This is a genomic window from Pseudomonas sp. IT-P4 (assembly GCF_949767755.1).
GTDB lineage: Bacteria > Pseudomonadota > Gammaproteobacteria > Pseudomonadales > Pseudomonadaceae > Aquipseudomonas > Aquipseudomonas monachiensis.
Map to the genome: position 1 here is coordinate 1 of NZ_CATKPX010000044.1, position 16,336 is coordinate 16,336.

Annotated in this window: 18 protein-coding genes; 13 read left to right on the plus strand and 5 right to left on the minus strand. The window is 59.1% G+C overall.

Annotation, left to right across the window (positions count from 1 at the left end; genetic code table 11):
- Nucleotides 1–38: 38 nt before the first annotated feature.
- On the minus strand, nucleotides 39–1,076 hold the full coding sequence (locus ACM6IT_RS17785; protein WP_056724655.1) for an alpha/beta hydrolase family protein: 1,038 nt from the start codon (nucleotides 1,074–1,076) through the stop codon (nucleotides 39–41).
- 167 nt (nucleotides 1,077–1,243) lie between these two features.
- Complete coding sequence (locus tag ACM6IT_RS17790) at nucleotides 1,244–1,855, minus strand: FMN-dependent NADH-azoreductase (RefSeq protein WP_056724653.1); 612 nt, start codon at nucleotides 1,853–1,855, stop codon at nucleotides 1,244–1,246.
- A 131-nt stretch (nucleotides 1,856–1,986) separates the two neighbouring features.
- On the opposite strand from ACM6IT_RS17790, the gene ACM6IT_RS17795 reads away from it, so the two are divergent.
- A complete protein-coding gene (locus tag ACM6IT_RS17795) occupies nucleotides 1,987–2,895 on the plus strand; it encodes a LysR substrate-binding domain-containing protein (protein WP_223540949.1) in 909 nt (302 codons plus the stop codon).
- Nucleotides 2,892–3,251, plus strand: a complete 360-nt coding sequence (locus tag ACM6IT_RS17800) for an MmcQ/YjbR family DNA-binding protein (protein ID WP_056724649.1) — start codon at nucleotides 2,892–2,894, stop codon at nucleotides 3,249–3,251. Before ACM6IT_RS17795 ends, ACM6IT_RS17800 begins: the two co-directional genes overlap by 4 nt.
- 11 nt (nucleotides 3,252–3,262) lie before the next feature.
- Here ACM6IT_RS17800 and ACM6IT_RS17805 read toward each other — a convergent pair whose 3' ends face one another.
- Entirely contained in the window at nucleotides 3,263–3,691 is a 429-nt protein-coding gene (locus ACM6IT_RS17805; RefSeq protein ID WP_056724647.1) for a DUF1294 domain-containing protein, read from the minus strand.
- Nucleotides 3,688–4,518, minus strand: coding sequence for an undecaprenyl-diphosphate phosphatase (locus tag ACM6IT_RS17810; RefSeq protein WP_223540948.1), 831 nt, complete (start codon nucleotides 4,516–4,518; stop codon nucleotides 3,688–3,690). Before ACM6IT_RS17810 ends, ACM6IT_RS17805 begins: the two co-directional genes overlap by 4 nt.
- Before the next feature lie 296 nt (nucleotides 4,519–4,814).
- Here ACM6IT_RS17810 and pnuC point away from each other — a divergent pair, with 296 nt between their 5' ends.
- The 8 genes from pnuC to ACM6IT_RS17850 all read left to right on the plus strand — a co-directional run bounded on the left by pnuC (nucleotide 4,815) and on the right by ACM6IT_RS17850 (nucleotide 11,053).
- Nucleotides 4,815–5,378 (plus strand): nicotinamide riboside transporter PnuC, encoded by a 564-nt coding sequence (gene pnuC / locus ACM6IT_RS17815; protein WP_056724643.1) that lies wholly within the window; start codon nucleotides 4,815–4,817, stop codon nucleotides 5,376–5,378.
- Nucleotides 5,375–5,899 carry an AAA family ATPase gene (locus tag ACM6IT_RS17820; protein WP_414918441.1) on the plus strand — a complete coding sequence of 175 codons (525 nt, stop codon included), beginning with the start codon at nucleotides 5,375–5,377 and terminating at the stop codon, nucleotides 5,897–5,899. The genes pnuC and ACM6IT_RS17820 overlap by 4 nt, the downstream gene beginning before the upstream one ends.
- A gap of 354 nt (nucleotides 5,900–6,253) precedes the next feature.
- Nucleotides 6,254–6,691, plus strand: a complete 438-nt coding sequence (locus ACM6IT_RS17825; protein ID WP_056724639.1) for a hypothetical protein — start codon at nucleotides 6,254–6,256, stop codon at nucleotides 6,689–6,691.
- A 1-nt stretch (nucleotide 6,692) separates the two neighbouring features.
- Entirely contained in the window at nucleotides 6,693–7,271 is a 579-nt protein-coding gene (locus tag ACM6IT_RS17830; protein ID WP_056724638.1) for a hypothetical protein, read from the plus strand.
- Nucleotides 7,272–7,335: 64 nt separating this feature from the next.
- A complete protein-coding gene (locus ACM6IT_RS17835; protein WP_056724635.1) occupies nucleotides 7,336–8,187 on the plus strand; it encodes a hypothetical protein in 852 nt (283 codons plus the stop codon).
- Between the two features lie 61 nt (nucleotides 8,188–8,248).
- On the plus strand, nucleotides 8,249–8,929 hold the full coding sequence (locus ACM6IT_RS17840) for a C39 family peptidase (protein ID WP_056724633.1): 681 nt from the start codon (nucleotides 8,249–8,251) through the stop codon (nucleotides 8,927–8,929).
- Nucleotides 8,930–8,955: 26 nt separating this feature from the next.
- Nucleotides 8,956–9,717, plus strand: a complete 762-nt coding sequence (locus ACM6IT_RS17845; protein ID WP_082562958.1) for a hypothetical protein — start codon at nucleotides 8,956–8,958, stop codon at nucleotides 9,715–9,717.
- A gap of 46 nt (nucleotides 9,718–9,763) precedes the next feature.
- Entirely contained in the window at nucleotides 9,764–11,053 is a 1,290-nt protein-coding gene (locus tag ACM6IT_RS17850) for a hypothetical protein (RefSeq protein WP_056724629.1), read from the plus strand.
- 55 nt (nucleotides 11,054–11,108) lie between these two features.
- Here the strand turns inward: ACM6IT_RS17850 and ACM6IT_RS17855 are convergent, their stop codons facing one another.
- Nucleotides 11,109–12,434 (minus strand): sigma-54 dependent transcriptional regulator, encoded by a 1,326-nt coding sequence (locus tag ACM6IT_RS17855; RefSeq protein WP_056724627.1) that lies wholly within the window; start codon nucleotides 12,432–12,434, stop codon nucleotides 11,109–11,111.
- 342 nt (nucleotides 12,435–12,776) lie between these two features.
- Between ACM6IT_RS17855 and ACM6IT_RS17860 the strand changes: the two genes are divergently transcribed.
- The 3 genes from ACM6IT_RS17860 (at nucleotide 12,777) to nhaB (ending at nucleotide 16,200) form a co-directional block, all read left to right on the plus strand.
- On the plus strand, nucleotides 12,777–13,043 hold the full coding sequence (locus ACM6IT_RS17860) for a hypothetical protein (protein ID WP_007970062.1): 267 nt from the start codon (nucleotides 12,777–12,779) through the stop codon (nucleotides 13,041–13,043).
- Between the two features lie 286 nt (nucleotides 13,044–13,329).
- Nucleotides 13,330–14,619, plus strand: a complete 1,290-nt coding sequence (locus tag ACM6IT_RS17865; RefSeq protein WP_414914419.1) for a hypothetical protein — start codon at nucleotides 13,330–13,332, stop codon at nucleotides 14,617–14,619.
- A 78-nt stretch (nucleotides 14,620–14,697) separates the two neighbouring features.
- Complete coding sequence (nhaB, locus tag ACM6IT_RS17870) at nucleotides 14,698–16,200, plus strand: sodium/proton antiporter NhaB (RefSeq protein WP_414918437.1); 1,503 nt, start codon at nucleotides 14,698–14,700, stop codon at nucleotides 16,198–16,200.
- Nucleotides 16,201–16,336: the final 136 nt, after the last annotated feature.

The window sequence follows — 16,336 nt, forward strand, 5'->3', positions numbered from 1 at the left end:
CAAAAGATCGCAGCCTTCGGCAGCTCCTACAAAGGGATCTATTGATCGGCGGTCTGCATCCCGGCCCGGGTTGCTCTGCCCAGGGTGCGCGAGAAAAAGCTTCCGGCTTCAGCGATCAGATTGCGGTGAATGTCTTGCCGGTCGACGCCATCGGCATCGGTGCACAGCGCGGGCATGATCACGATCTGCTCGTCATTGCACGGCGCCATGAAGACGAAGTGCCCTGCCCCGGCCAGCAGTTTGAAGTCCGGCGCGGTCGGCAGTTTACGCGCCAGTGCCGCGGCGTTCTTGTCGACAGCCACCAACTTGTCGCCATCGCCGCTGTAGAGCAGCACCGGCACATGCACATCGGCCAGGGTGTGGCGGCCGAACTTCAGGCTCAACGGCGCCATCAGCATCAAGGCGTGGACGCGAGGATCAGCCACCGGTTGCAGGTCGTCGCGGTCGACAATCAATTCGCCCTGGGTGTTGCACGCATCGCGGTCGTCCGGACGCTCCTGGCAGTATCGGCGCAGACGATCCAGGTCCGGGGTTGCGCCGGACAGGATCAATGCAGTCTCACCACCGGCCGAGTAACCGATGACCCCTACCTGGTTGGCATTGACGAACGGCGACAGCATAGGGTCGCCCAAGGTCGCGGTAATGGCTTCGGAGATCTGGATCGGCCGGCCATACAGGTTACTCAAAGTACCGAGTCGGCTGTGATCCCTGGAGTTGTCACCGGGGTGAATCACCGCCACCACGACAAAGCCTTTGCGCGCCAGCGACGTGGCAAGGTCGTGCAGGGCCAGGGGAGTACCGGTGTTGCCGTGGGACAGCATCAGCATCGGGAACCGGCCGATGGCGACCTTGGTGTCCTCCCCGGCTTCGACGGTGTAACCCTCAAGCTTGCTGGTGTGCTCCCGATCACTGGAAGGATAGAAGGCGATGGCCCGCATCGGCTGCAGGTCCAGCGGGTCGAGAAAAGTCATCTCATGGAAGCCGACGCTCCAGTGAGGATGCGGTGCTGGTGCGGCGTGCACTGTATTCAGGCTGCTGAGCAGGCAAATCAGTAAAGCTGCACAAAGACGCATCATGGATGCCCCACCTTGTTACCGGACTTGAGACGTACACCCTGGACTGCATAAGTCGGGCCACAGTCTGAAACGACCAGAAACAAAAAACTCCGTAACTGGTACTTGCGTAGCCAGAATACAGAGTTTTTTGGGCTTTACCTGAACGGCTGCCTACTTTTACGCAAGCCTTACGCTGCGGCGAACAATTGCTCGCTGATTTGTGCGTGGGCAGCGCTCATGGCCTTGTTGCGTACGTCGTCACCGTAAGACAGTCCTTCGGCACGCACGATTTCGATATCGGTGATGCCGATGAAACCGAACAGCACCTTCAAATACTCTTCGTGGGCAACACCGGTCGCCTGACCGGCGTGCATGCCACCGGAAGTCGAGACGATCACGACTTTCTTGCCGCCGCACAGGCCTTCAGGGCCGGCTTCGGTGTAACGGAAGGTCTGGCCGGCAACGGCGATGCGGTCGATCCAGGCTTTGAGTTGAGTCGGGATGGTGAAGTTGTACATCGGTGCGGCAATCACCACGGCATCGGCAGCCAGGAATTCGGCCAGGGTCGAGGCGCTCAGTTCGGCTTCGTGCTGTTGTGCGGCGTTGCGCAGTTCAGCGGTGGTGCCGGCGGCGACCAGGGTGGTGGCGGAGAAATGGCTGATGGCGTCGGCGGCCAGGTCACGGTAGGTCACCACGGCGGTTGGCTCGGCGGCTTGCCAGGCCTTGACGACTTCGCCGCTCAACTGACGGGAAGCCGAGTTGTCGCCCAGGATGCTCGAATCGATATGCAGCAATTTCATGTGGGATCTCCAAGTGAGGATCGCCCACAAGGGCGATCTGATGGGACTAATCCTACACACGAAACCAATAGCTGATTAGACGCTAACAATGCGATAGTTCGTCCCACAGATAGAACAATCGGATTCACATCATGCAAGACCTCAACGACCTGTATTACTTCGCCAAAGTCGTGGAAGCCGGGGGGTTCGCCGCAGCCGGGCGTTTGCTGGGCATCCCCAAGTCCCGATTGTCACGGCGCATCGCCGAGCTGGAAGAACGCCTTGGCGCACGATTACTGCAACGCACCACCCGACAACTGAAGCTGACGGCCGTCGGTGAACGTTACCTCAGGCACTGCCAGGCGATGCTGCTGGAGGCGGAAATGGCCGACGAAGCCGTGGCCAGCATGTCCAGCGAGCCCCGCGGACGCTTGCGGGTGTCCTGCCCCGTCGGGCTGGCCCACGAAATATTGCCGGGGGTGATCAGCGACTTTCTGGAACGGTTTCCGCAAGTCCAGCTGGAGGTGATGTTGCTCAACCGCCGGGTCGACCTGGTGAACGAAGGCATCGACGTAGCCCTGCGTGTGCGGGAACTGGGCGACGAAGACCCGCTGCTGGTCACTCGCCGCCTGCGTCAGGCGCAGATGCTGATGGTCGCCAGTCCCGGCTTCCTGGTTGGCCGTGAGATCAACCATCCCGAAGATCTGAAAAGCCTGCCGGTGCTCGGTGCCCTGGAAGCCGACCGCCTGGTGCACATCCGCCTGCTGGATCAAAAAGGTAAAAGTTGTGAACTGGCGCTCGAGGCCCGGCTGGGCATCGATGACTTTATCGTGCGCAAGGCCAGCACCCTCTCCGGCCTGGGCTTCACCATGCTGCCCATGATGTATTGCGAGCAGGAACTGGCAAACGGTTCGCTGGTGCAGTTGTTGCCCGACTGGTCGTTGCCCGGTGGCTGGCTGCAAGCGGTCTATCCTCATCGACGCGGAGTCATGCCGGCGGTACGCGCCTGGATTGACCATCTGGTTGAGTCATTCAATGCCTGTGGGGAACGATTGTTATGAAAACCGCACGGATGAGCGAAGAGGATGTCGCGAAATTCTGCCTTAGCCTGCCCGGAGCGCGCGAAGACTATAAATGGGGCGGCGTGCGGGTGTTTTCGATTGCCGGGAACAAGATGTTCGCCTTGCAGGGCCTGCGGGGTGACTCCCTGGCCTTCAAGGTCGACAAGGATCTGTTTCTCGGTCATTGCGACCGCCCAGGGATTCATCCGGCGCCTTATCTGGCGCGCGCCCAGTGGATCATCATGGAAACGCCCTACCCGCTCGGCAGCGAAGAACTACAGGGACTGCTACAGCGTTCCCACCAATTGGTGGTCAGCAGGCTGCCAAAGCGCACTCAAGTCAGCCTGTTGCTATAAGGCGTTGTTGATCAGAACAAGGCGAACAGGTGTGCGCCGAGGAACAGGTGGTCGATCCAGAACACCTGGTGCATGAGCACGATGATCCAGAGCACCAACTGGTACGAGACTTTGCGGGTTTTGTGCCGGAACGCTTGCTGGGCCAGCAAGGCACCCGGCCAGCCTCCGGCGAGTTCCAGCGCATGCAGGACATTCTCCGGCGTACGCCATTGCTCGGCGCGGGCCTTGCGCTTGTCGCTCCAGTACAGGAAAAACGTCACGACGCTGACGATGCCGTAGGCCGCCAGGGGAATCAGCGACACCCCGTGCAGCCATGACGACACCGAACCCGACAGCGGCAACGCGCACAGGATTGCAAACACCAGCCACTTCAGCCGTGGATGACGGATATGTCCCCCGGGCTGGCGCCCGGGGTTATTGCGCGAGCTTGAGTCACTCACGGCTTGACCGCGCTCCAGTCGACCCAGCCGAACTGCCAGGTCGCCAGGATGATCAGGCCGAACACAATGCGATACCAGGCAAACGCCGCATAGCTATGGTTGGCGATGAACTTGAGCAGCCCGCGGACCGCGATCATCGCGAAGACGAACGCCGTGACGAAACCGATCGCGAACACCGGGAAATCAGACGGGACAAACAGGTGACGGTATTTATAGCCCGAGTACACCGCCGCGCCGACCATGGTCGGCATCGCCAGGAAGAACGAGAACTCGGTAGCGGTCTTGCGCGACAGGCCGAACAGTAACCCGCCGATGATCGTCGAGCCCGAACGCGAAGTACCCGGAATCATCGCCAGGCATTGGGCGAAGCCGACTTTCAGGGCATCTTTCCAGGTGATGTCATCCACCGTTTCGGCGTGGACTTCATGCTGGCGGCGCTCGGCCCACAACATGATGAACCCGCCCACGACCAGCGCCGTTGCCACGGTGATCGGATTGAACAGGTATTCGTGGATCAGGTCAGCGAAGATCACGCCCAACACCACGGCCGGCAAGAACGCGATCAACAGGTTCGCGGTAAACCGCCGGGCGCCCGGCTGGGTCGGCAGGCCGATGACCACGTCGAAGATCTTGCGTCGAAACTCCCATACCACAGCCAGGATGGCACCCAGCTGGATAATGATGTTGAACGCCATCGCCCGCTCGCCCCCGAAGCCGAGCATGTCGGCCACGATGATCTGGTGGCCGGTACTGGAAATGGGCAAAAACTCGGTCAGCCCTTCTACAACCCCAAGAATCAATGCCTGAAAGGCGGTCCAAAGATCCATCAATCCCCCAAAAGGCTATGCGCGCCGGCATGCCCCGTTAGTATTTTTCCAAAGCTTGAATTGCGATCAGCGTAGCTGAAGCCCCGCCTGTCAAGGATCACCACAGCACCGTCAAAATCCTGTGAAAAAACAATCCTGGTCAGGGTTTACCCGCGCGGGGCCGAAATCCTATCAGACAAGTCCGCTTGGCGCTGCCGCGTTATCGCGCACCAATGAAGTACACCCGTGCGCCACGGGATTCCCGACGCCAATCCGGTTACAATCGGCCCCCTCTTCGATTTCCCCAAGGAGCCTCCATGTCCGGGCTTGAACTGTTTGCCGCCGCCCTCGGTGTCATTGCCGTCTGGCTGACGGTCAAACAGAACCCCTGGTGCTGGCCCATCGGTCTGGTCATGGTGCTGCTCTATAGCTGGATCTTTTTTGAGGTGAAGCTGTATTCGGACATGCTGCTGCAAGTCATCTATGCCGCCTTGCAGCTTTACGGCTGGTGGCAGTGGACGCGGGCTGGCGAAACGACCCATGGCCGCGAAGTCAGTTGGCTCAACTCACGCTCCGTGGCGTTGAGCCTGGCCATCGGCGCACTCGGCAGTCTGTTACTGGGGGCGGCCATGGCCCACTGGACCGACGCTGCACAACCCTGGCTCGATGCGGCGCTGACCGGATTCAGCCTGGTGGCGCAGGTCTGGATGGCGCAAAAACGTGTCCAGTGCTGGCCGCTATGGATAGCCCTGGATGTGATTTTCGTCGGGCTGTTCATCTATAAGGACCTGTACCTGACCGCCACCCTGTACGGGCTGTTCGCCGTTATCGCCGTGCAGGGCTGGCGCCAATGGCGCGCCGATCCGGCATTGCGCGCATGAAAGTGCTGGTACTCACAGGCCCGGAATCCAGCGGTAAAAGCTGGTTGGCGGCCGAATTGCAACAGCGTTTCGGCGGGGTACTGGTCGACGAGTATGTGCGTTGGTTCATCGAGCAGAATCCGCAGGACACCACCTTGGCCGACATTCCGGACATCGCCCGCGGTCAATTGGCGTGGGAGGACGAAGCACGGGCGCAACAACCGTCTTTGCTCATCCTCGACACGCACCTGCTGAGCAATGTCCTCTGGAGCCAAACCCTGTTTGGCGACTGCCCCCCCTGGATCGAGCAAGCGCTATTGGCCCGGCATTACGACTTGCACTTGCTGCTGTCGCCGGAACACGTCGAATGGACGGATGACGGCCAGCGTTGCCAGCCCCGATTGAGTGAGCGCCAGGCATTTTTCGAGCAGACCCTGGCCTGGCTGGAGCGCCACGCACAACCGGTTCAAGTACTGCGCGGAGATTGGGCCGAACGCCGATCCCTGGCACTGCACGCCGTGACCCGATTGCTCGACGCCTGAGTGGCGTCCGGGGTAATTCCCCCACCATCCCCCCTGCTCCGAGGGAAAGTGTCCGATCCTGAAACACTCTCCTTGCCTCAAACCGCCCATTTCAGCGTCCCTCGTCGTTTGATCATCGGATTTGTCAAGCCGGTGATACAACGCCCCTGAAACCCTTGCTTTAGAACGGTTTACCCGCAATTAAGGGCTACCTGCGCAGGGTTTCGTCTCATCTTTGAAACATTCTTGGCGAAAGCTATCCGGACAATATCCATAAGCCATTGAATCAAAGAGATAATCAAAAACCGGCACAGCTTTCGCTCTTACCTTCATAAAGCCGACCAGAGCCAGCCTGCATGAGAAGGTAAGAATGTCGTGTGGATATTCGATAAAAGAGTCTTGGCGTGCCTGCTGCTGATCGCGAGCGCTGCAGGCACGCTTTTCAGTTTTGACGTTCTAGCCGAAGGCAACGGCGTCATCGTGCTTGACCGCACCATTCACCCAACCCCTATCGGTCGCAGCGGCGGCAGAGATCCGAACCCCAACACCCTCAATGCCAACCCATCGGCCCGCGTCACCGGCGAACTCAGCGACGCGGACATTGCCGGGGTCTCCACCGGAACAGCCCTTCGCCACAGCAACGGACAAAGCCTGGGTGGCCTGCAAGGGCTCAACGCCGTTACCAACCCCAATGGTATGCCCGGCATGTCTGTCGGCCACGGCGGTGGCAGTGGCAGCGCGATTTCCGGAACCGTCAACCGCGCCATGAGCAGCGGCCTCGGCTCACTGGGCAGAATGGCGGGAGGCCAATGAGATGAGTCGGTCCCTGCTTTTACTTGCCCTGTTCGGCTGCACCGGCGTGATGGCCGATCCGGGCGTCAGTTCGGTGAACAACGCCACCCTCCAGGATTCTGCTACTCAATACCGCGGCAACTTCAACGTCAACCAGGCGGCTGGCGATCAGCAGCAGCAAACCAACGTCCGCGCGATCGCCATTGGTACGAATGCCGGTGCAACCACCAGCGTCCGGCAGACAATCACCACGCCCGCCAATCCGTCGATGGATGCGACGGCCACTATTGGCGGACCCTCCTTCAGTAATGGCAACGGCGTACTGGGTGTCAACCAGGGTGCCGGGGCGAACAACCAGATGGCCAATGCCATGCGCATCAGCATCAGCGCTGCACCGCAAGCCATCGACGATAGTGCCCTTTCTCAACAGAACGTGGCGTTGTTACCGAACTCGGGAGCAACTGGCGCCCCAAACGGCAGTCGCCAGGTCGTGACAAGCGACCAGGCCTTCACCGGCAGCCGCGGAGTGATCCAGGTGAACCAGAGTGCCGGGGTGGGGAACCGAATGGCTAACACCTTGAGCATCCGGGTCGCTGACTGACCCCGATACAGTGCGATTAAGGACGAACCAACACTTGACCAACTAATGAGCACGGAGAAACACCATGAACCCGACAACTGCTCTCAAACCTCTGGCTTTCGCTCTGGCAGCAGTGATGGCATTCGCAGCACAAGCAGGCGGTCTTGATGATGATCAAGGCAACGGCCAGAGCAATGCGCATGGCAACAACCACCAGCCCAAAGGCCCGACGCTGGAACAGATTCTGCAGATTACAGCAGGCGCCGGGGCCGTCGTGATGGACTCGCAGGAAAGCAGTGACAGCAGCGTATTGAACCGGGACACCAGGAACGACGCCAAAATCGATAACTCCCTGAACAACTCCAACGGCAACATGGGCGCCAACGTTGCAGCCGGTAACGGCAACCAGCAAGACAACGCCGCCGCCCTTGCCACAGCTGACGAAAGCTTCATCTTCGGCACCGCGGTCGCCGTCTCCAGTGCGACTCAGAAGAGCGCCGGCAACGCCGCCAGGAACCACTCCAACACCAACAACACAACGCTCAACAACGCAGGTAACAGCGGTTCCGGCAACATCGGCATCAACGTGACCACCGGCGACTTCAACCAACAGAAAAACAATCTGGCGATTGCCGTTGCGGGCGGTCGTGTAGCGCAAGCGGCGGCGGCGGCCAACCAAAGCACGTCCGGGCTGAACGTCACCAACAACGGCAACACGACTGATTTCGTAGCCGTGGGTGTATTCGGTCTGGCGGGCGTAACCACTCAACAAGTGATGACGCCCGAGGGCTGGAAACCCCCGGTAACCAACAACGCTTCGATAACGGGCTCGATGAACAACTTCTCCGGCAACGGCGGAGCGAACGTATCGTCTGGCGTGGGCAACCAGCAAAACAACTCGCTGTCCATCTCCGCGGGCTGCAAGTCCTGTCTGTAATCGCGATTGCAATGAAAGCCCCGGCGACGGGGCTTTCCCACAGTCCCAAGGCGTATCGATCATGCGTAAGACTGTCCTTTTCGCCCTGCTCTGCCTGTCTGGCCTGACCCAGGCTGCACAGATGCCGGTTGCCGCCCTGCCGGGTGGCGTGCTGGTGTACAAGCACGTACAGAGTTTGCGCGAGCGCAAGTTCAGCGACATCGTCGAACAGAAAACCGATTTCAGCTGCGGCGCCGCCGCGCTGGCAACGATACTGCGCCAGGCCTATTGGCTCGACGTCGATGAGGAGCACATCATCAAAGGCATGCTGGTCACCGCAGACCAGGACCTTGTGCGTACCCAGGGTTTTTCCATGCTGGACATGAAGCGCTACATAGAACGCATCGGCATGCGCGCCCGGGGCTACAGGATCCCGCCGGAAAGACTCGAAGCCGTGACGATTCCAGTGGTGGTGTTGATGGAAATTCGCGGCTACAAGCACTTCGTGGTGTTGCAGCGGGCGGACAAGAGCTGGGTCTATATCGGCGACCCGGTACTCGGTCACAAACGCTACTCCCATGATGACTTTGTCAAAGGCTGGAATGGCATTATCTTCGCCATCGTCGGCCCTGGTTACGACAAGACCAATGCCTTACGCAGCCCACCGGAACCGCTGACAGCCAAGAACAAGATGGATAACTTCAACCCGGTCAAAGATGCCGAATTGATGGATTTTGGTTTCATACAGAGCGACTTCTTTTAAGCGCCAATAAGATGATAGGGAGCAGGATGCTCCGGGAGCAGCAAATGAAAACCTCGTATTGGGTGGTCGCAGCCTGTCTGGCAGCGAACACTTCAGGTTTTGCTGATGAGTTCAGACCCATCGAAATCAAGGACCAGGAACTGGCCGAGTTGCGTGGCCGGTATGTGATGCCGGGGCGGGTCATCAGCTTCGGTGTCGTCATGAGCAGTACCTGGCGCAATGCCAGTGGTGACCTGATCGGAGCCTCCACCTCGATGCAGCTTCAAGCCGCAACGGTCAAACCCCAGTTCTATGTTTCAACCATCAAGCAATCCGGTCATGGCGGTTCGCCCAAATCGGGTAGCGGCCACGTGACGGGGGGCGCTGCGCTGAGTACTTCCCGGGGCATTACCCAGGTCACAAGGGCAGCAGGCGATGGCAACAGCTCAAACAACAACATCGCCATCAACGTCAAGGAGGCCAGCACGGCCCCTGCACTGGTGCCGAGCCAGGGCCAGGCGCTGATAGCCGGTCAAACCATCACCGGCAGCAATGCCGCAGGCAGTGTCGTGGTATCCGCGACCAGTGGTGGCGTTCAGATGGCCATTACCGCCAACAACAATCAGGGTACAAGCGTGCAACAAGTCGCCCAAGGCGGGTTGCTGCAAAACACCCGGTTACTGGGCAGCAGCAATATGGTCGACAACATGACCCAGCTCAACGTAGTGCTTAACAATAATGGCCCGAGTGCGGGTGCACTGGACTGCAACCTCAATCAACTCGCTGCATTACGGACCATGGGCTATTGAACTACGCTGAGTCTGGACCATTAGGCACAAATGGACGGCTTATTCCATGTACCGATCAGTATCACTGCTAGCAGTTGCATGCTTGAGTGCTCTACTCCCGGCGGCGATGTTGCAGGCAGCACCTGACCCGGAACTGGAGGCTCTTAAACAAGAGCTCCTGGAGTTGAAGCAACGATACGAAGTACAGCAAAAAGCCCTGGCGGTTCTCGAACAACGGGTCCGCCAGGTCGAAGAGCAGCCCGCTTCGCCCCCACCCAAACGCCTGGCCAAGTCGCCAGCGGACCTCAAGGGCAATCCAGGAGTCGGCACCGCCTCGGGGGGCGTCGCCGGGGGCAGCGGCAGCTCTTATGGACAATCGCTGGCCAATGACTCACAACCGGCACAAAGTGTTTCGAACCTGTATGACGAAGCCAGCGGGTTCTTCGGCGGTGGCAAGTTCAGCGTCGAAACCGGGATAACCTACTCCCGATACGATACTCGCCAACTGGTCCTCAACGGTTTTCTCGCCCTGGACTCGATCTTCCTGGGCGCCATCAACCTGGACCGGATCAAGGCCGACACCTGGACGCTTGACCTCACCGGCCGTTACAACTTCAACAATCGCTGGCAGTTCGACCTGAACGTGCCGGTGGTCTACCGTGAGTCCACGTATCAGTCCGGTGGCGGCAATAGCGGCTCCGCAAACGTCACGACCGAAGATACCGTCAAGCAAGACCCGACCATAGGTGATGTCAACTTCGGTATCGCCTACAAATTCCTCGACGAATCGGCCAACACCCCGGATGCCGTGATGACCTTGCGCGTCAAGGCGCCTACCGGCAAAGACCCGTTCGGCATCAAGCTGGTTCGGGTGGCCGATAACTCAAACCTGGCCGTGCCTGAATCCTTGCCTACCGGTAATGGCGTCTGGTCGATCACGCCAGGGATCTCGCTGGTCAAGACGTTCGATCCGGCAGTGCTGTTCGGCAGCCTGTCCTACACCTACAACCTGGAAGAGTCTTTCGACGACATCAGCTCCAACCCGGCGCTCAAGACACCGGGCAAAGTTCGCATTGGCGACAGCTTCCAGATTGGCGCCGGTATTGCGTTCGCCTTGAACGAAAAGATGAGCATGTCGTTCTCGGTCTCTGACCTGGTGCAACGCAAAAGCAAGCTCAAGGAAGATGGCGGGGATTGGCAGTCGGTGGTCTCCAGCGATGCCAACGCCGGTTACTTCAACATCGGCATGACCATTGCGGCCACCGACAACCTGACCATCGTGCCCAACCTGTCCATCGGCATGACGGACGATGCCCCGGACTTCCAGTTCAGCCTGAAACTCCCTTACTACTTCTGACCCGAACAAAAAAAACCGCTGCAATTGCAACGGGTTTTGGGTTTACCACCGGGATTCAGCGAATCTGGTGCTTGTGCAACAACCGGTAGAAGGTCGGACGCGACACACCCAGTACTTTGGCCGCGACACTCAGATTATCGCTGTGGCGATTCAATACATCGCACAACGCCTGGCGTTCGGCCCGGGACTTGTATTCTTCGAGGGTACCCATCGGTGCGGCGATTGCATGCTGACTGATCAATCCCAGATCTCGGGCCTCAATCTGGCGGCCTTCGGCCAACACCAGGCCGCGACGGACGCGGTTGGCCAGTTCGCGAACATTGCCTGGCCAGTCGTGCTTGCCCATGGCAATCAACGCGTCGTCGCTGAAACTGCGTGGGCGGCGCCCGGTTTCATGGCTGTAGAAATGGGAAAAGTGGTTGGCCAGCACCGCTAGGTCGCCATGGCGCTCGCGCAGCGGAACAGTCGCCACTTGCAGTACGTTCAAGCGGTAATACAAGTCTTCGCGAAAGCGTTTTTTCTCGATGGCGGCTTCAAGGTCGACGTTCGTCGCCGCCAGAACCCGCACATCCACAGGAATCGGCTGACTGCCGCCGACCCGCTCGATATGTTTTTCCTGGAGGAACCGCAACAGGTTGGCCTGCAACTCCAGCGGCAGGTCACCGATCTCGTCGAGAAACAGAGTGCCACCGTTGGCGGCTTCTATCCGTCCGACCTTGCGTTGGTGCGCGCCGGTAAATGCGCCTTTTTCATGGCCAAACAGCTCGGACTGGATCAAGTGTTCGGGGATCGCCCCACAATTGATCGCGATAAAGGGTTTGCTGTGACGTTGGGACAGACGATGCAGGGTTCGTGCGACCAGTTCCTTGCCAGTGCCGCTTTCACCGCGAATCAACACCGGAGATTCGGTCGGAGCCAGTTTGCTCAACAGTTTTCGCAGTTCACGGACAGGTTTGCTGTCGCCCAGCAATTCGTGCTCGGGCTGGTCAACATGGACAGTACCCTGCCCACGCAACCGCGCCATGCCAAACGCCCGGCCCAGCGTTACCTGAACCCGGGACACATCGAACGGCAAGGTATGAAAGTCAAAAAACCACTCACAGACGAAGTCGCCGACATTTTGCAGTCGCAGTACTTCCTGGTTGAGTACGGCTATCCACTCGGTACCGCTGCGGCTGATCAACGCCTTGACAGCCTCCGGGTGCTCAAGGTGAAAAGGCTGCAAACGCAGCAAGCCCACGTCGCAGGTTCGGTCAGCGGCGTTCTCCAGCGTGCAGCTGTCAACGTCCCAACCGATATCGCGCAACCCAGGGATCAGGCGATAGCAATCGTCACAGGGGTCCACCACTAGCAAACGTCGTAAGGCAGGCGCATCGCTCATGACTGTTCCTTGGCGCCAAATTTGCGAAAATTTATTAAAAACAGTCATTTGGCAGACCTGACTGTAACATTAGCAAGAATTTGACAGGGCCTTGTACTGTTTGACTATAGGAGGGCCATAAAACCAGTTATAAGTTGCGATTATGTTAGTCACCTAACGACTCTTTCCTTTCATTCAGCTTTCAATGTCAGGCTCATTCTTGATTATGTGAAATAAAGTGGAAAAATCTTTTGATTGTGTGTGACCCAAACCCCGGTTGCGGGCATCAGTACAAGTAACCAGCTGAACGGTAAGCCCAACCGTCGGCCTGTCACTTGATTGGGCATAGAGAGAGAAGACCCTATGAACGCCCCGCTCCGTATCAACGAAGCACTTCTGATTGCCGACCGCGCATTCAAACCTTTCAAGTGCGTGGCCTGGGCCCCACAAGACGGTAACGGTGAACTCAGCCTGACCGTTATCGACCGCACCAGCACCAGCATTGGCCGCAAGCAGATCCCAAGCAGCGCCTATTCCGATCCTGCGCAACTCGAACTACTGCTGGAACAGGCTCGCGCCGAATTGAGCGAGGAAGGTTACACACTGCAGTCGTGGTCGATGCCGCACTGATCGTTTTGCGGATTACTCCGGAGTAATCCGCGCCCTTTTCCTGTCTTTGGTTCGCAGGTCTTTTTTGCCACGCACACTACTTGACACTGTTTAATTCGAACTTCGCTTGCGCCTGATACATTGCAGGCTCGCCATTGGTTCGAAAAGACACTGTTGTGGCACACAGCGACCCTCCGTCTGTTAGTTCTTACCGTTGTACATCCCTTCATTCAGGGATTGAATATTCTCCTTATAAGGTCGCCACCCAAACTTCTGGATCATGACGACTCGCAAGGAGATGCGGTGCATGTCAAGCCACTCCGCTTTTGCCTACCCCGCCACCCGAAACACCGCCGGGGCCCTCGACACGTCGTTTGCCGCCAACGGCAAAACCCAGGTCTATTTCGCCGACAGCCTTTTCAGCCTGGCCAATGGCATTGCGATAGATGCCCAAGGTCGCTTGCTGGTGGCCGCAAAAGTCGGCATGGCCGATGGTATCCGCTTTGGCCTGGCCCGCTTGCTCGCGGATGGTTGCGCAGACCTGACGTTCGGCAAACAAGGCAGTGTCATCGGGCAATTCGAACCGGGGTTCGAAGCCATGGCCACCAAGGTCCTGATCCTGCCCGACGGCAATATCCTGCTGGCCGGCCTGCAATACGAAAACGCACACCGCACGCTCCCGGCCCTGGCATTACTGGATCAGGATGGTCGCCTGGTGCAAGGCTTTGGCGATAATGGCCGCTGTGTCGTGCGATTGCCTGGCGATCTGTCCCTGGGGATGCGCGATAAATGGCTGCCTCCCGGTGTGCCGGGCGCAGAAGCCTGCGATGTGGCCGTACAGCAAGACGGCCGGATCCTGATCCTGGCCAACCATCACTTCGAACTGGCCGATCACGTCGGTATGTTGATACGACTGGATGTCGAAGGCTCGCTGGACTGTTCGTTCAATGGCCGCGGCTTCGTGATGGTCAGACACCTGCTGATGAATACCTGGCTCGGTAGCCTGACGATACAACGCGATGGCCGAATCCTGGTCGGAGGATCGATCAATTTCCCCGAGGAAGGCTTGCTGGCCCGCTATCACCCGGACGGACGCCTCGACGACCGTTTTGCCGTGGATGGATTCATGACCTTCAAGGCGCAAGGGCGTGGCGCCCGGGTCAGCCGGGTGATCCAGCAAAACGAGGGCGAAATCCTGTGTTTTGGCTGCAGTCGCGAGCCGATGCACTGCCTGACATTTAAAATGCACAGCAACGGACGACCCGACAGTCATTGCAATGGAGGACACCCGCAGCGGCGGGAAATCGGTTACAGCGGATGCCAGTGGACCGCCGCGCAGTTACAGCCTGATGGCAGTGTGCTCACGGCGGGCGCTACCATCGGCGGTGTCGAAGCAGACTTCATTCTCGGGCGATGCCTGCCCAACGGCCTTCCCGATCGCCGTTTTGGCAAAGGCAGCGGCTATACGCGTACCCGCCTCGGCCCCAGCCTGGATACCGCCACCTGTGTCGCCGCGCAAGCCGATGGCAACATCGTCGTGGGAGGCTATTCGCTGCACGGAAACTACAAGGCGATCATCGCTCGATTCCAGGGATAACCACCGGCATTTTTCCTGCGCTTGATCTTCTGGCGCGCTTGCGGCAAGTTGCGCGCTTCTCAAGACAAGGAGCAGCCGATGTCCGGTTCAATGGCCCAGGCGTTCGCGCACAACTTTCTCGGGCACTCGCCCCGTTGGTACAAGGCCTGCATCGTCGGCTTTCTGATTCTCAATGCCCTGGTGCTGTGGACCGCAGGCCCGGTGGCTGCAGGCTGGCTGATGGTGCTGGAGTTCATCTTCACCCTGGCCATGGCGCTCAAATGCTATCCGCTGATGCCCGGCGGCCTGCTGATGATTGAAGCCCTGCTGCTGAAGATGACCACGCCCCAGGCGCTGTATGACGAGTTGCTGCACAACTTCCCGGTGATCCTGCTGCTGATGTTCATGGTGGCCGGTATCTATTTCATGAAGGACCTGTTGCTGTACCTGTTCTCGCGCCTGCTGCTCGGGGTCCGCTCCAAGGCCCTGCTGGCCCTGATGTTCTGCTTTCTGTCGGCCTTTCTGTCGGCGTTCCTCGATGCCTTGACCGTGACCGCCGTGATCATCAGTGCCGCCGTAGGCTTTTACTCGGTGTATCACCGCGTCGCCTCGGGTAACGATCCGCGCCAGGACAGCGAGTTCAGCGACGACCAACATCTGCCGACCCTGCATCAGGGCGATCTGGAACAGTTCCGTGCCTTCCTGCGTAGCCTGCTGATGCACGGCGCCGTCGGCACCGCGCTGGGCGGTGTCTGTACGCTGGTCGGCGAACCGCAGAACCTGCTGATTGGCCATGAAATGGGCTGGCACTTCGCCGAGTTCTTTACCCGGGTTGCGCCGGTATCACTGCCGGTACTGGTTGCCGGGCTGACAACCTGCGTCCTGCTGGAAAAGCTGCGCTGGTTCGGATACGGCACGCTGCTGCCGGATAACGTCCGTGCGGTGCTGGCCAACTACGCCGCCGAAGACAATGCCGAGCGCACCACGCGCCAACGCGCAGCGCTTCTGGTGCAAGGCTTTGCCGCATTGATTCTGATTGCCGGGCTGGCGTTCCACATTGCCGAAGTGGGTTTGATCGGCTTGATGGTGATCGTGTTGATCACCGCCTTTACCGGCATCACCGACGAGCACCGCCTGGGCACAGCGTTCAAGGACGCCATGCCGTTCACCTCATTGCTGGTGGTGTTTTTCGCCGTGGTCGCGGTGATCCACGACCAGCAACTGTTCGCCCCGCTGATCCACTGGGTGCTGACGCTGCCGGCAGACCAGCAACCGGGCATGCTGTTCATCGCCAACGGCCTGCTGTCCGCCATCAGCGACAACGTGTTCGTGGCAACCATCTACATCACCGAAGTGAAGCGCGCGTTCATGGCGGGCGAGATGACCCGCGAACATTTCGAAACCCTGGCCATCGCGATCAATACCGGCACCAACCTGCCGAGCGTGGCGACGCCTAACGGCCAAGCAGCGTTCCTGTTCCTGCTGACCTCGGCGATTGCCCCGCTGGTGCGCCTGTCCTATGGGCGAATGGTCTGGATGGCGTTCCCGTACACCGTGGTGATGGGCTTGCTCGGGTGGTACGCGGTGAGTTACTGGCTGTAACCCCGGAACGAACTTTGGGAGGAAGGTGCTCGTGGCCGCGGAAGACGAGGGAGCGATTCCTCACTAGTAAATGCTCGATCTAACACCCTAATGGTTTTCCGCTCGGGGTACCATTCACCCCAACTAGAACTGATCC